10 protein-coding genes are annotated in these 15,965 nt (G+C 48.2%); 8 read left to right on the top strand and 2 right to left on the bottom strand.

Annotated elements, in window-relative coordinates:
- Nucleotides 1-116: 116 nt before the first annotated feature.
- From ATB76_RS12585 to ATB76_RS12550, 8 genes are all read left to right on the top strand, one after another.
- Complete coding sequence (locus tag ATB76_RS12585; protein ID WP_061035361.1) at nt 117-2,537, top strand: GH92 family glycosyl hydrolase; 2,421 nt, start codon at nt 117-119, stop codon at nt 2,535-2,537.
- A gap of 46 nt (nt 2,538-2,583) precedes the next feature.
- Complete coding sequence (locus tag ATB76_RS12580) at nt 2,584-5,289, top strand: GH92 family glycosyl hydrolase (protein ID WP_061035360.1); 2,706 nt, start codon at nt 2,584-2,586, stop codon at nt 5,287-5,289.
- Between the two features lie 72 nt (nt 5,290-5,361).
- A complete protein-coding gene (locus tag ATB76_RS12575) occupies nt 5,362-7,818 on the top strand; it encodes a GH92 family glycosyl hydrolase (protein ID WP_061035359.1) in 2,457 nt (818 codons plus the stop codon).
- Between the two features lie 89 nt (nt 7,819-7,907).
- Entirely contained in the window at nt 7,908-10,388 is a 2,481-nt protein-coding gene (locus tag ATB76_RS12570) for a GH92 family glycosyl hydrolase (RefSeq protein ID WP_061035358.1), read from the top strand.
- Nucleotides 10,389-10,604: 216 nt separating this feature from the next.
- On the top strand, nt 10,605-12,167 hold the full coding sequence (locus ATB76_RS12565; RefSeq protein ID WP_061035357.1) for a bifunctional UDP-sugar hydrolase/5'-nucleotidase: 1,563 nt from the start codon (nt 10,605-10,607) through the stop codon (nt 12,165-12,167).
- Between the two features lie 34 nt (nt 12,168-12,201).
- Complete coding sequence (locus ATB76_RS12560) at nt 12,202-13,617, top strand: hypothetical protein (protein ID WP_061035356.1); 1,416 nt, start codon at nt 12,202-12,204, stop codon at nt 13,615-13,617.
- Nucleotides 13,618-13,756: 139 nt separating this feature from the next.
- Nucleotides 13,757-13,936 carry a hypothetical protein gene (locus ATB76_RS12555; protein WP_045421761.1) on the top strand — a complete coding sequence of 60 codons (180 nt, stop codon included), beginning with the start codon at nt 13,757-13,759 and terminating at the stop codon, nt 13,934-13,936.
- A 108-nt stretch (nt 13,937-14,044) separates the two neighbouring features.
- Nucleotides 14,045-14,548 carry an ankyrin repeat domain-containing protein gene (locus ATB76_RS12550; RefSeq protein ID WP_061035355.1) on the top strand — a complete coding sequence of 168 codons (504 nt, stop codon included), beginning with the start codon at nt 14,045-14,047 and terminating at the stop codon, nt 14,546-14,548.
- Between the two features lie 55 nt (nt 14,549-14,603).
- On the opposite strand, the gene ATB76_RS12545 is transcribed toward ATB76_RS12550, so the two are convergent.
- Both ATB76_RS12545 and ATB76_RS12540 read right to left on the bottom strand, forming a co-directional pair.
- Nucleotides 14,604-14,969, bottom strand: coding sequence for a VOC family protein (locus tag ATB76_RS12545; protein WP_041056465.1), 366 nt, complete (start codon nt 14,967-14,969; stop codon nt 14,604-14,606).
- Nucleotides 14,970-15,048: 79 nt separating this feature from the next.
- Nucleotides 15,049-15,915: a LysR family transcriptional regulator gene (locus ATB76_RS12540; RefSeq protein ID WP_061035354.1), complete on the bottom strand. Its 867-nt coding sequence runs from the start codon at nt 15,913-15,915 to the stop codon at nt 15,049-15,051.
- Nucleotides 15,916-15,965: the final 50 nt, after the last annotated feature.

Genomic DNA, 15,965 nt, shown 5'->3' with positions numbered 1-15,965 from the left:
CATCTCCCGGCTATCCCTACAAGAAAATTTTATAAGCAGTCCTTTATAAACAGTCTCTTATAAACAGTCTCTTATAAACACTTTTTATATACGAATAACGACAAAACGGTATGCACATGTTTAAACGTAATCTTATCTCTTTGGCTATCCTGGTTGGTCTGACGGGTGGCTTGGCTGGCTGTAACAGCGACAACGATTCTTCCTCTTCACTGCCTGGCGATCCAATTGTTGATCTTGCGGTGTTGAAATACGTCGATCCAATGATCGGCACAGCAGCTTCTGGTCATACATTCCCGGGCGCGACGGTACCGGCAGGTATGGTTCAACTGTCTCCAGATACTTTCATCGGCTCTAACACAGACCATGAGTCAGGGCTTAACCCTTGGCACTCGGCATCTGGCTACTGGGATTCATCCAACTACGAAACTGGCGAAGTAGTTAACACTGACGTTCCGCTGTACGGCTTCTCCCATACTCACCTTTCAGGTACAGGCGCAACGGACTTAGGCGACATCTTGGTTCTGCCATACGCAGACATGGCGAACACACAACTGAACTCTTTCGACAAAGCCAATGAAGAAGCAAGCGCAGGCTACTACAAAACCAAACTAAACCAAGGTCAAATCGAAGTAGAACTGAGCGCCACCAAACGCGTTGGTTTACACAAATACACCTTTGCTGATGGCGCAGATCGCAACGTGAAGTTCGATTTGGGTCATACCCTAATGAACAACAACGGCAAGTCTTTGAAGAACAAAGTAGAAGTGGTGGACGAATACACCATTCGCGGTCGTAAAACCTCAACAGGCTGGTTCCAAGGGCAAGATCACCAAGGTCAGGACATCTTCTTCTACGCGAAATTCAACCAACCAATCGCCAAAGCACTATTGGGCGAACAAGATCTAGAACCAACGCGTGAAATGCGCAATGGCGCGGTTTACTCAGGCGATGATCTGACGGCTTACCTAAACTTCGGCACAGGCGAAGAGCCAATTGAAATCCGCGTCGGTATCTCTCCAGTTAACTGGCAAGGTGCCCAGAAAAACTTAGAAGCAGAAGCACCAAGTTTCGACCTAGCACAAGTGAAAGAAGACGCGGAATACGCGTGGGCTGAGAAGCTAGCAAAAATCAAAGTAGAAGGCGGCACAGAAGCAGAGAAAACCAACTTCTACACTGGTATGTACCACATGATGATCGCGCCAATCGAGTTCTACGATGTGGATGGTCAATACGTTGATATGCTTGGCACAGTGCGCACACTGAAAGATGGCGACACGCCAAACTACTCGATTTACTCAACGTGGGATACGTTCCGCGCCGTTCACCCAATGTGGACCATCATCGACCCAGATCAAGCAACTCTTTACGTGAAAGACTTGATTCGTAAGTCTAACGACGAGTTTGGTCTATTGCCGAAATGGGAAGGTCACGGCTCAGAAACCGGCACCATGATCGGCTACCCATCGGCAGCGATTCTGGGCGATGCAGTGACCAAAGGCTTGATTGATGCAGAGCAGGCTTACACGGCTTCAGTGAAATCAGCTCGCTACACACCGCATGAGTACCCACAGATTCATGACGACATCCTAAGCTCACTCATGGCAGGTCAGTTGAACTACCACGAGAAAGAACAGTGTGTTCGTTACCCGAACTGGAACTCAGTGTCGTACTCATTGGAATTCTCATTCTACGATTGGACGATCGCAGAGATGGCAAAAGCCGCTGGCGATATGGACGCGTATGAAGAGTTCAAAGCTCGTTCTTACAACTCTTTGAAACACTGGGATGCAAAAGCAGGTAACGCAGACGGCACGGGCTTCTTCGTACCGACAGAACTGAAAGAAGGCGCCCCATGTGCGCTGAAATACGCTTCAACTGATTTCGACCCTTACAAGTCTGACGCGTTCTACTACACAGAAGGCAACGCGTGGCAGTGGCAATGGGCGTTCATGCAAGACTTAGACAAGCTGACTGAAATCATGGGCGGCACGCAAGGTCTGAACGACAAGCTGAACAACCTATTTACTGCAGATCCAAATGGCGGCGAAGCACACCAAGACATGACAGGCTACATCGGTCAGTACATTCACGGTAATGAGCCTTCGCACCACGTTATCTACTTGTACAACCGTACTGAAGAGTCTTACAAGGCGCAGGAATACCTAGACCAAGTTTACGACCAGTTCTACAAACCGACGCCAGACGGCATCATTGGTAACGAAGACGTAGGTCAAATGTCGGCGTGGTACTTGATGTCGGCACTGGGCTTCTACCAAATCTCGCCAACCGATCCAACCTACAGCATCGGTCGTCCAATCTTCGACAAAGCGACGGTAGACATTGGTTCTGGCACCTTCACGGTAACGGCTGAAAACAACGGCCCAGACAACATGTACATCAAAGAAGTAACCATCAACGGTAAGCCTCTGGATGTTTACAACACCTTCCAGCACAGCGAATTCAAAGCAGGTGGCGAACTGCACTTCGTGATGACGGCTGACAAGTCTGAAGCAATGCAAGCCAACCTAGGCGAATAAGATTTTGAGGGGACCTCGTGTCCCCTTTTCTCGTGGAATAAAAACAATGAAACTAAAAAGAACCCTACTCTCTACCGCAGTGTTAACCGCCATGCTTGGTCTTGCTGGTTGTGGCAGCGACTCTGATCCAGAAACTCCAGTTATCTCTACCCCTACTTTGGAATTCGTTGATACCTTGATCGGCACTAAAGGTCTTGGCAACGTCAACCCATCTCCAGTTATGCCAGAAGGTATGATTCAACCGTCACCAGATAACTTCGATCCAAACGGTTGGAATGGCAAAGGCTCACCTGTTGAATACGATCCTGTGCACAGCCTGCTTTCTGGCTTCTCAATGACCCACATTTCTGGCGCAGGTAAAGGCGACCTAAATGACTTCGCCTTCTTGCCATACACAGGCTTCAATACCGATACCGTGACCATGGATAAAAGCTCGGAAGTGGCAGAAGTTGGTTACTACTCGGTTGACCTTGTAGAAACCGGCGTAAAAGCTGAACTGTCTGCAACCGACCGCGTGGCGTTCCAACGTTACACCTTCAAACCGGGTGAAGACCGCAAAGTACGTATCGATCTTCAACACGAACTGTTGGAACAATACGGCAACCACTCTCGCAGCATTTACTACAAACGCGTTAACGACACTACCGTCGTAGGCGCGCGTACCTCAAACGAATGGGGTCAATGGCAAACTGTGTTCTTCGCGGCAGAATTCTCTGATCCAATCATTGAAGAGAATCTGTACACCAAGCTGGCTTCTGAGAGCAAACTGACTCCAACTGACGCTACTGAAGTCGGCTTGGAAGATTACCGTGGTTACGCAGAACACAAACCAATGCCGGGCGAACCAGAACCTGACCCAGAACGTTTGGCAAAACGCGCAAACGATGTCCTGACGCATTTGAACTTTGGTAAGAGCGATGAGCCATTAGTGGTCAAAGTAGCGATTTCTGGTACTGGCGTTGACGGCGCACTGAAAAACCTAGAAGCAGACACTAACGGCTGGGATTTCGACAACGTCGTACAACAAAACCGCTTGGCTTGGGAAAACATCCTTGGCGAGTTTGAACTGGAAGGCGGCAACAAAGCCGACAAAACCATGTTCTACACCTCGCTCTACCGTACGTTCGTTGCTCCATTCCTATACCAAGATGTGGATGGCAAATACCGTGGCATGGATGGCAAAGTGCACCAAGCAGAAGATGGCTTAGTGAACTACTCAGTGTACTCAATGTGGGATACCTTCCGCGCCGCACACCCACTGAAAACCATCATCGATAAAGACCGCGCGATTGAACACGCACGCGATCTATTGAACAAATACCAAACGGGCGGCGTGCTGCCAAAATGGGAACTGCACTCAGATTACACCGGTGAAATGGTCGGTCACCCTGCGGTCTCGGTTATTGCCGATATCATGGTCAAACACCCAGAAGCCTTTACCGCAGCTGAGTTTGATTTGGCGTTAAAAGCCGCTGACGAAACGGTCAACTTTAACCTTGATAAAACTGAAAGCTGGGTGCCTTACCAAGATGCTTGGAACGGCGACAAACGCTTCACAGTAATGACGCGTCATAACGACTACCAAGAAGACGTCGGCTTTATTCCAGCCAACACTAAATGGGCGCCGGACTCTGGCGACAAACCGGGTTACGTAGAAGGCTTAAAAGTCGATAAATACGACGAGCTCGTGAACGAGTCGGTGTCTTACGGTCTTGAGAACGCATACTACGACTGGTGTATCGCTCAGTTCGCTAAACTTGCGGGCAACGACCAGCAGTACGACCGCTACATGGCGCGCTCTGAATCGTTCAAGAACTACTTCGATTACAACCCAGAGCAATACGGCAAACTGCAAGACACCAAAGGCAACGCATTGGGTGCAACGGGCTTTATGCGTCCGGCTTACATGAACAGCGGCAGCAAGGTTTGGGCAAACAACCTGAAAGCCGAATGTTTGGACGAGAACATGGCGCTGTCTATCCCAGACAGTATGGACTACAACGCCTGTAAAGACCGCAAAGCACTCAACGAAAGTGACGTGTTCTGGCCTTACCGTGCTGAGCACCGAGGCGAAGACTTCACCGAAGGCAACACATGGCAATGGACATGGTTTGCACCGCACAACTTGAACGGTCTGGCTAACGTGATGGGTGGCGAGCGCATCGACCGTACTGACTTCTCTCTTCCAGAAGACGTAACCAAACAAGGCAAAGCGGCATTCTTAACCAACTTGAATGCGCTGTTTAATGCGGACTCCAACGCTGATACGAGCCAATCACACGACATGTCTGGCTACATCGGCCAGTTCGTTATGGGTAACGAGCCTGATCACCACGTGCCTTACCTATACAACTGGACGGCAGAACCTTGGAAGACACAAGAAATCGTCGACCAAGCGATGAACGAGTTCTACCACCCAACGCATGAAGGTCTGATTGGCAACGAAGACGTCGGTCAGATGTCGGCGTGGTATGTGATGTCTGCATTGGGCTTCTACCAAGTCACACCGGGAGAAGCAAGTTACACCATTGGTCGTCCTCTGTTCGACAAAGCCGTGATTCCAGTCGCGGACGGTAAATTCACCATCACCTCAGAAAACAACAGCCAAGAGAGCATCTACGTGAAGTCGGTGACCATCAACGGCAAACAATTGAGTGACAACTTCAGCTTCGCGCACAGCGATTTGAAAGACGGTGGTGAGCTGCATTTCGTCATGACTTCAGACAAATCTGAAGCGATGAAAGCGCAGTAGCCGATACACATCCAAATAACGAAAGGGGGCATCTAGCCCCCTAAAAAACTTCACTTCAGTGGAACCATAAAAATGAAACTAAAAAGAACCCTTATCTCTACCGCTATACTCGCTGCCATGTTTGGTCTTGCTGGTTGTAACAGTGATGACGACAACAGCAAATCTGGTACTCCATCCCTCGACACCACACTAACTCAATACGTCAATCCATTTATTGGTACAGGCGCAGATGGTCACACCTTCCCGGGGGCGGTTGTGCCTTACGGTTTAGTGCAACTTTCTCCTGATACCGAAATGGAAGGCTGGGGCTCTGCTGCAGGTTACTTCGACCACGGTAAGCTGACTGAAATCCCAGTGTATGGTTTTTCCCACTCTCACCTTTCTGGCACAGGCATTACCGACCTTGGTGACATCTTAGTTTTGCCTTTCACCAAGAAAGAAAACGCCGTTTTCAATACCTTCGATAAAGACAACGAAACCGCAGAAGCGGGTTACTACGCGGTTGAACTGAACAAAGGCGAAATCAAAGCTGAGCTAACTACCACGCAACGTGTTGGCTTCCACCGCTACACCTTCAAAGAAGGCACTACGCCACACATCAAGTTCGATTTAGACCACACTCTCAATAAAGGTCACTTCAACAACCGCACCATGAAGGGCGACTTGGAGTTTATCGACGCTTACACCATCCGCGGTTTACGTAGCTCAAACGGCTGGGCGAACAACCAGCACGTCTACTTCTACGCCACCTTCAACCAACCTATCGTCAAAGCCATTGCTTTAGTTGACGGCGCAGAAACCGAAATCGATGTAAACAACGACAACATCGACGCAGTGAAAACCATCGCTTACCTAGAATTCGCACCATCATCAACACCGCTAGAAATCCAAGTAGGCTTGTCACCAACAGGCACAGAAGGTGCGGAGAAGAACCTAGAAGCAGAAGCGAAAGACGTGTCATTTGATACTGCGCGCGCTCAAGCCAACGACGCATGGCACCAAGAGCTTAGCCGAATGATGGTATCTGGCGGCACAGAAGATCAAAAAGAGATCTTCTACACCGCGCTTTACCACGCTTCTATCGCGCCAATGATTTTCCAAGATGTCGACGGCCAATACCCTGCGATGCGTACTCGCATTCAAAAAGACGCGGGCGACACACCAAACTACTCTGTGTACTCCATGTGGGATACCTTCCGTGCAGCGCATCCACTGAAAACCATCATCGATCCGGAACGTGCCGAAGAGTTTGCCAATGACCTGATTCGTAAATACGAAGACGGTGGCATCTTGCCGAAATGGGAACTGCACAGCCATTACACGGGCACTATGATCGGCTTCCCTGCGGTTTCTATCATTGCTGACGCGATGGCGAAAGGTTTAGACATCGACCCACAACTTGCCAAAGAAGCGGCTGAGTTTACGGTGCGTTACCACGAGGCATCTGAATTCCCAGATTGGACGGAAGACAACAACATCGGCGCAGCAAACGTTGTGCAAGTGAAGGTGTACGAAGAAAACGGCTTTGTTCATCATGGCTATTGGAACAGTGCGTCTTACACACTTGAGTTTGCTTATGGCGACTGGGCAATGGCAGAAATCGCGCGCATGGCTGGCGATGTAAAACTGCAAGAAGAGTTTATGACTCGTGCTGACAACTGGCTTAACCATTGGGATGCAGAAACTGGTTTCTTACGTCCGAAGAACCACCCGCTGAGTTCATCACCAAACAAACCGCCTTTGGAGTTCAACCAACCGATTGATGAAGATCGTTTGGATGAGTGTGAAATGGTTGAATGGCCAGAAGGCTCTGGCGTGATGAAAGAGAAATGCCCACTGCTACCATTTGACCCTTACTACGTGGACGAGTTTGCCTACACCGAAGGGAACGCGTGGCAATGGAAGTTCCAACCAATGCACGATTTCAACCGCTTGAAACAAGAAATCTACCAAGCAGACTTGGCGCAAGGCAAAGACACCACACCAGAGAAAGCCTTCCGTGAAGATTTGGACGAGCTATTCAACGCGCGTTCTTCAAACACAGGCGAAGAGCTACCAGATCTAACGGGTTACATCGGTCAGTACATGCACGGTAACGAGCCATCGCACCACATTCCTTACCTATACGCGCTAACGGATGAGCCATGGAAAGCACAAGAGTACCTAGACCGCATCATGTCTGAGATGTACACCAGCGAGCCAACCGGCTTGATTGGTAACGAAGACGTGGGTCAGATGAGCTCTTGGTACTTGATGTCGGCAATGGGCTTCTACCAAGTGACGCCTGCGGATCCGGTCTACACCATCGGTCGCCCTATGTTTGATGAAATCACCATTCCAGTGGAAGGCGGCGAGTTCAACGTCATCGCAGACAACAACAGCCCACACAACAAGTACGTGAAGTCCGTAACCATCAACGGCAAACCGCTGGATGCCAACTTCACCTTCAAACACAGCGAAATCAAAGCGGGCGGCGAGCTTCACTTCGTCATGACGGGTGACAAGCAAGAAGCGCTTCAAGCTCAGTAACGTTTTATGTAATTCGTGTTTAAAGAATACACAGATAGATTAACTCAGTGGCAGGAAGTGATGCGCTTCCTGCCTAAGGAATCAAAATTATGAACTTTACGAAAACCGCTATCGCCACCGCAGTGATTGCAAGTGTTATTGGTTTGGCTGGCTGCAACGATGACGACGATAACACCTCACCAAGCGTCGATACTTCCAATCTAAAATACGTCGACCCATTCATTGGGACAGGGTTTAACGGACACACCTTCCCGGGGCCTGTTGTGCCAGAAGGCATGGTGCAACTTTCTCCAGATACCGAGCTTATCGGCTGGCACTCTTCATCAGGTTACCACTTCGATAAAAAGACCCTGTTTGGCTTCTCCCACACTCACCTATCCGGCACGGGGATGGGCGGCTTAGGTGACATTCTGTTCCTGCCGTTTACCGAAGACAAAGCTAAGTACATCGAAGACAGCGACGACTACCGCGAAGCGATTTCAGTCAAGATGGACAAAACTTCAGAAGTGGCAGAAGCGGGCTACTACTCGGTGAAGATTGCTGAGAACGGTATCAAAGCTGAGCTTACGGCTTCTGAACGTGTCGGCTTCCACCGCTACACCTACCCGCAAGGTCAACCACAACGATTGAAGATTGACCTCAACTCCATCCTCAACAGTGACTGGGGTTCGACCTCTCTTCGCAACAAACTGACGGTGAGCGAAGACGGTCATACCATCACAGGCGAGCGCGATGCAGCGCACTTCTCTGGCTGGGCGAAAAACCAAAAAATCTTCTTCTATGCGACTTTCGATAAGAAGATCAAAGACGTCTACATCCTTGCCAATGGTGAGCCTGTTGACGGTCTAACGGCAGAGCACGTTTCTGAATTGATTTACGATGACCAAGGTAATCCAGTTAAGCGTGTAAAAGCGGACGTCACTGCCTACATCGAATTTGAAGATGAAGGCTCACAAGAGTTGAATGCGCAAGTGGCGTTATCTGCGGTTGACCCACAAGGCGCAGAAAACAACTACGATGCCGAAGCGAATGTTTCTTTCGATACTGCGCGCAACAACGCACGTGAGAAATGGGCAAAAGCACTCAACTTCTCAATTGAAGGGGGCACGGAAGATCAGAAAGAGATCTTCTACACTGCGCTTTACCACACCAAAATTGCACCTATGGTGCATCAAGACGTAGATGGTCGATTCCGTGGCATGGGCAAAGGCTCAATTCGTGAAGGCGAAGGGGAATACTCCATCGCTTACGGTCAAGTAACGGAAGAACAGCCAAACTTCTCGGTTTACTCTCTATGGGATACCCAACGTGCATTACACCCACTAAAAACCATCACAGAACCAACCCGCGCGGTGCAATACGCGAAGAACCTAGTTCAGAAGTACACTGAAAGCGGCTTGCTGCCGAAGTGGGAACACTTAGGTGACGAGACAGGCACCATGGTCGGCTACCCAGCGGTAGCAGTGATTGCGGATGCAATGACCAAATTCCCAGAAGAGTTTACTCAGCAAGAGAAAGAGCTGGCGCTGAAAGCCGCGATCGACTCTTCGACTTACGACAACTACCCTGCACTGCAAGCCGATTGGGATCAGGGCGTATTGGATCGCACTTTAACCAAGCACATCGATTACATTGAGAAAAACGGCTTCACGCCAGCTATCCAACGTGTCGATGGTGAGCCAGTATTTGAAGACTACACGGTTGAGTCTGTTTCTTACGGTCTAGAAAACGCGTTCTACGATTGGGCTATCGCGCAAATCGCCAAAGCAGCCGATGATACTCAAGCGGAAGAGCAATACCTTGAACGCTCGAAAGGCTACAAGAAGTACTTCGATTACAACCCAACGGAATACGCAGAACATGGCGTGACGGGCTTTATGCGCCCAGTGATGATTGATGAAACCTTCATGACGCCATTCGACCCATACGGTACGGAACACGAGACAGGCAACTACACCGAAGGTAACGCGTGGCAGTGGACTTGGTTTGTACCGCATGACATCGCGGGCTTGAAGACCATCATGGGTGGTGATGCTGAGTTCCAGAAGAACCTAGAAGCAACTTTCACCGCAGAAAGCCAAGGTACAGAAACACCGGATATGTCTGGTTTGATTGGTCAAGTTGCGTTTGGTAACGAGCCTTCGCACCACATTCCTTACCTATTCAACTGGACCGCAGAACCATGGAAGACACAACAAGTCGTCGACCACATTCTTGATGACATGTATTTCGCTGCGCCAGAAGGCGTCATTGGTAACGAAGACGTAGGCGCAATGTCCGCTTGGTATGTGATGTCTGCATTAGGCTTCTACCAAGTGAACGCAGCAGAACCGATTTACACTGTGGGTCGTCCGCTGTTCGACAAAGCGGTGATTCCGGTTAAAGGCGGCACGTTCACCATCACCACAGAAAACAACGCCGATGACAACATGTACATCAAGTCTGTCACCATCAATGGCAAAGCTTTGGATAATGGTTTCTTCTTCGACCATTCCGAGTTCAAACCGGGTGGCGAGTTGCACTTCGTGATGACGGGCGATCAATCAGAAGCGATGAAAGCGCCTCAATAAGCCTCTGTCACTCTTCCCTCTTCAAAGGTCAGTTCGCGAGAGCTGGCCTTTTGTTTTTAGCCTTTAATCCTCACCAACACAAATAATCACTCCGCGACAATTAATCATAAGCTCAGTAAATTTATGTGATCCAATTCAAGCGAACTAAACGTTTGCTTTTTTAAAGTTGCCCCGTTTCGCGAAACCCAACATTCATTCGACTTAACCGGATCAGCTATGAACACATTTTCTAAAAAGCCGTTACTTTGCGCCTTGGCTGCAATTTCTATCGGTGCTTCATTTTCTTCATTTGCGGAAATTCGCAATGTCACGCTACTGCATACTAACGACATCGAGAGCGTTTACGAACCTGTTGATGCCTTTTGGAATCCAGACATCTCACACATCGGTGGTATTCCATATCTAGCCACCTTGATCAAACAAACCCGAGCGCAGGAAGAGACAAGTTTCTTGTTTGATGCAGGTGACATTTTCACTGGGTCACTTGCTAAGAAGACTCAAGGCAAACTCTCTTTCGATTTGTACAGCGCAATGGGCTACGACGCGATTACACTCGGCAACCATGAATTTGAATACGGTTGGCAAACGCTGAAAGAGAACATGCCAAGAGCGGCTTACCCAGTACTGAACGCCAACATCAAATTCGAGCAAAACAATGCCCCATTTGCTTCGCCCTACACCATTATTGAGCGTGATGGCGTTCGTGTAGGCGTGATAGGTGTTATGGGCGTGGATGCTTTTTACAACACCATGTGGAAAGGAAACCGCAAGGGTTTAACCATTGATGACCCTATCGAAGTCACTCAATACTGGGTTGATAAGATTCGTGATGAAGTGGACATGATTGTCGTACTTACTCACCAAAACAAAACGGCGCCAATGCAAACCGACAAAGAAGCAGACCCAGAAGTGCAACGCGGTTTTGATGAAGACTACGACATGGCTGGCAAGCTAAAAGGCGTGGATGTGATCTTTGGTGGTCACTCAGACCATGGCTTGTGGGAGCCAGTTGTACACCCGAAAACTGGCACCGTCATTGGTCTTACATTCGGTCAAGGCAAATACTTGGGTTACACCAAGTTCGCGGTGGATACAGAAAAGCACGACGTAAAACTGCTTGATGGCAAACTCATCCCTGTTGAATCAGACAAGTTGGAACGAGACAAGAAAACCAGCGACCTTATCGCTAATGCACGCAACCAGTTCCCTGAGTTAAATGAGCAACTGGCGACCATCAACGATACTGCTTACCGCCGTTACTACCGCGAATCAAACGTCGGTAACTTGGTGGCCGATATGATGCGTGAAGCTGCCAATGCCGATGTGGGCATGATCAGCTCTGGCAGTATTCGTGTCGACTTAAACAAAGGCCCAGTAACGATGGAAAACGTGATGGATCTTTTCCCATTCACGGATAAACTCTCGGTCGTGACATTAAGCGGTGAACAGCTGAAAGAGTTGCTGGAATACAGCTACACCTTGCCTTACGGTCTGGCGCAATTCTCTGGTATCGAAGCGCGTTATGACAACGAAAAACCAGAGGATCAACGCTTGGTGAGCCTAAATGTAAACGGCAAACCAGTGGACAATGCTGACTCATACAAAGTCGCGACTTACTCTTACGCAGCAAGTGGCGGTGACGGCTATCATGTGTTTGAGAAAGGCACATTTGAATCAGAAGGCGATTCAGTAACACAAGTACTGATTGACCAGTTCAAAGCGAAGAAGCAAGTGACCGTACCAGGACTCGGTCGCCAAGTAGACGTAAGCCAAAACTAAATCCAATACGGACTTAGCTCGGAGAATAAGCACCATGACATTTCGTCAAGAATACAATGGCTGTAAGTCGTTTGGTTGCGCCAATTGCGGCGTACCCGACTTGAGCTTGTATTCGCGCTCAAACCGACTCGGTTACGATGCCTGGCATTGTCCTGAGTGTGGTGCTTATCCTCCTGTTTTGGTTAACGAGCCCATTCTCGCGTTAGCCAATCAACTGGAACAGCACACTTTTAAACTCGATTTATTGCCTCAATGCCATTGTTCAAAAGCGTCTTGGCAACGTTTCGGACGCACAACCTCTGGCACCGAACGTGTGCAATGTCGGCAATGCAAAAAAACCGCAACGCTGATCAACTCAAGTAAAGCATCATCAAACCTGCAACCAATGTTAGATGCTTTGATTTCTGACGTTCCTCCCCAAGAGCTACAACAAGCTTTAGGGCTCAATCACCGCGCGTTTTCTCTGCGGATGGAACAATTGGCTGAGCTACTCAATACCTTCAGCCGTTTGTTTGAATCACAGCTTGATTTCTCAGTCCTACAAACTCATTCGTTTCTTCAAGTCGCGCGATCTGGTTTTAGACACGATAGCCGCTCTCAAAGTAGCGCGCATATTTGGACACTATCGACGGCCGATGCCAAGACGGGATATGTACTGTTGATCAGTGATAATGCACTGATGGAGAAAGATTCGTTACCTGAAGAGGTGCAAGAGCAGAGCCGCTATCGACTCACCAAGAAAGAGCTCGCTCCTACAGAAAAAGACGTACTGCTTCAAGCGCAGAAGACGTACGACAAGATCTTAAATCGCAGCCAATTTGATCAACTCGGTTACTGCGATGCCCAACATGCCCAATCCAAGGAAGTGTTTCTAACGCGCCCTGTATTTGCCGCTCACGCTCACATGCAGAACTTGGCAAAATATCTAAAATCTCAGCCACCAATAGCTTTATTGCTCGAACATGAAAGCTTTATTCGCGGCGCTGCGATTACCGCATTTACACCAACTGTAACCAATGGAACCACACATCTGTACTACTGCCATGTCGCCTCGCGCAACGCGTTCGACATTAACAACAGCGGTAAACAAAACATGAGTTGGTGGGATGAAACGTGGCGACGAGTGAATATTGAAAATGCACTGGGCAAGTGGCAAATCGGCTTGGGTTTATTGACCAAAAAAGGCGAGCTCGATGATGCCGCTATTCACTCCCTTTTCCCTGCGCATCCAGATTGGAATTCCATTTTCTGGTTGCGCTACTCTCATTGGTTGCCGCCACACTATGCGTCCCACTTAAGCTTGGCAAGAATAAGACAATGGCAAACGATTTATCGATTTCTTCATAACTTCATCGTTACTGGTCAAGAAGTCAAAATTGGGTCTCACTTCCTTTATCCCTCACAGGTTGAGGACTTGGTGACTTGGGTTAACCGTCAAACCAGAAACTAAACATAGATAATCCACTGATATAAAAACCTTTTATTTTGATAATGGCATTTTCAATTTTGGCTCTTTTTACAATGCCGTCTAGAAAATTAGAGAACTCTGTAATGTATAGTTTTCCGAATGATAAAAAGGACGAACTATCATGAAAGACTATGACGATGGCGGACTTCCACTAGTGGATGAAGTCGTCACGGAAGGACGTAGTGCCTACCTTCACAACACGCCTTTCGACGAGAATCCATACCCGATTGTCACGCTCGAATTCATGAGTTGGTGGTACGGCTGGTTGCTAGAAGAAGAACGCCAAACCATGGCTGCGTAAACCGCGTAGTGACACCTTATTTCCACAATTAAACCGTTTCCAAGTTTACCTAATACCAACAAGCGTCAGGTGCGCTTGAGGCTTCTTATTTTTTAAATACAGGTAGATATGGACATCAATACAACAATCAGAACCACAATTTTTACCCTATCGTTTATCACAACTTCATTCGCACTGTTTTTGAAGCATTCACTCACCGAAGAACGAATGATGTTGTGCGCATTAGGAAATGATAATCCGGTGTTTACTAGCGAAGATTGCCTATTCTATTTTGAGACGTTGGGCGTCTCGCAAGACTTGTTGAGCTTGGTCGAGTATCAATACGGTATTTCATCGATTCTAAGTGGCGACAGTCAAAGCCGCTTTCGTATGGCAAACACCTTAATCGCACATGGGTTTGACGTAAATTGGCTAAACGAAAGTAACAACCCGCCTCTGCGCTCCTCCATCATTCATGATGATTTCGAGGCGTTTAAATGGCTAATGCAGCAAGGGGCAAACAAAGATCTTTATTGCCCTGAGGTAGGAAAGAACGCCACTGAGTTTTTAGATTGGATTTACACCGAGAACCCGACCGCCAATCGCGGCGCTATGTACGCACTTTTACACTAGAGCTTTAAAAAAAAAGGAGCCGCTCGCTCCCTTTGTCGTTTTTATCGTGTTGAAATTAATCGATATTCTGGCTAATTCGCCACAGCACGCCACTAGGATCGTGCAAACAGAATTCTCGCATCTTCCAAGGTTGATCAACCAGTTCCGTCATTTTGGCTCCGAATGGCTCCAGATCGACATTCGAAACATGTTCATGCCAGCTGGCAACATCTTCCACCAACAAATGCATCATGAAATTATTGCAGTGTTTTGGCTCATAAAAATCTTGCAACAAGAATGAGCAACTGCCCTTGAAGAAGTACGCCACACCACCAAAATCCGAGGGCATCTCAAAACCCAACGCCTGATAAAAACGCTTTGATAGCTCGTAATCTTTCGCTGGAACAAAAGATTTAATTTCAACAATATTGAGGTTTTCCATTTCCTAAATTTCCATTGTGTAGCACGTGTTCAACCACTCTAGGTAATTCAACGCGCTCTGACTAGGCTCTCTCTGTTTCTTAGGTGCAAGGCACACACTCCGCCATTTGGGTTTGCAGCCAATGGACAAATTTTTGCTCCAGTTCAGAGCGAGCCTTGTCTTGAGTCAATAAGACATAATCATGCCCTGACGGCACAAAACCAAATGGTGCAACGAGATTGCCACGTTTGAGATCGTCCATCACCAAAGGATAAGAGCCCATCGCCGCGCCTAAACCGTCGACTGCAGCTTGAATGCAGAAATAAAAATGCGCGAAAGACTGTTCTGCTTTTCCGTTTATCGACGCTTCACCAGAGCGCTGAATCCATTCTTGCCAAGCTTCAGGTCTGGTTTGGCTGTGCAATAGCTTCACGGAGTCCAAATCGCTTTTTACTTGCTGCCAGTAGTCGGGTGAAAACACCGGACCTACCCACTCTTCCACTAACTTGGTTTTTGGGTAGTGATACAAAGGTTCAAAGTCATCTCGACGAATTGCCATAGCAAGCCCCGTTGAACCAAGCGTTACAGGCCCTCCCGCAGTCGAAAGACGAACGTCTGCGTCACAACCATCATTAAACGCAGAAAGCCTTGGCATCAACCAACGCATGGTTAACGTTGGCTCACAAGAGACTTCAAGGTATTGATGCTTCTCCTGCACCAGCTTGTTCACGCCAGTTTCCAGCGCTTGGAATGCTTGCTCGGTGTAGCTTTTCAGCATCTCACCCTCTTTAGTGAGCAGCATATTACGCCCCTGTTTGTAGAACAGAGGTTGAGCCAGATAGGTTTCCAACACTTTGATCTGCTTACTCACTGCGCCATGCGTAATATTGAGCTTGTTTGCTGCTTCACTAAAACTCGCAGACGATGCCGCGACATGGAAAACATGGAAGGATTTAAGATGCCTCATCTGTGAATTTTTCTCACACTTAGTGGAATTTGTTTCGATTATAGTCTCCG

This window comes from Vibrio sp. MOR3, assembly GCF_001557775.1.
Classification (GTDB): Bacteria; Pseudomonadota; Gammaproteobacteria; order Enterobacterales; family Vibrionaceae; genus Vibrio; species Vibrio jasicida.
Note: the sequence above shows the minus strand (reverse complement) of the source record. Positions and strands in the feature narration are given on the sequence as shown.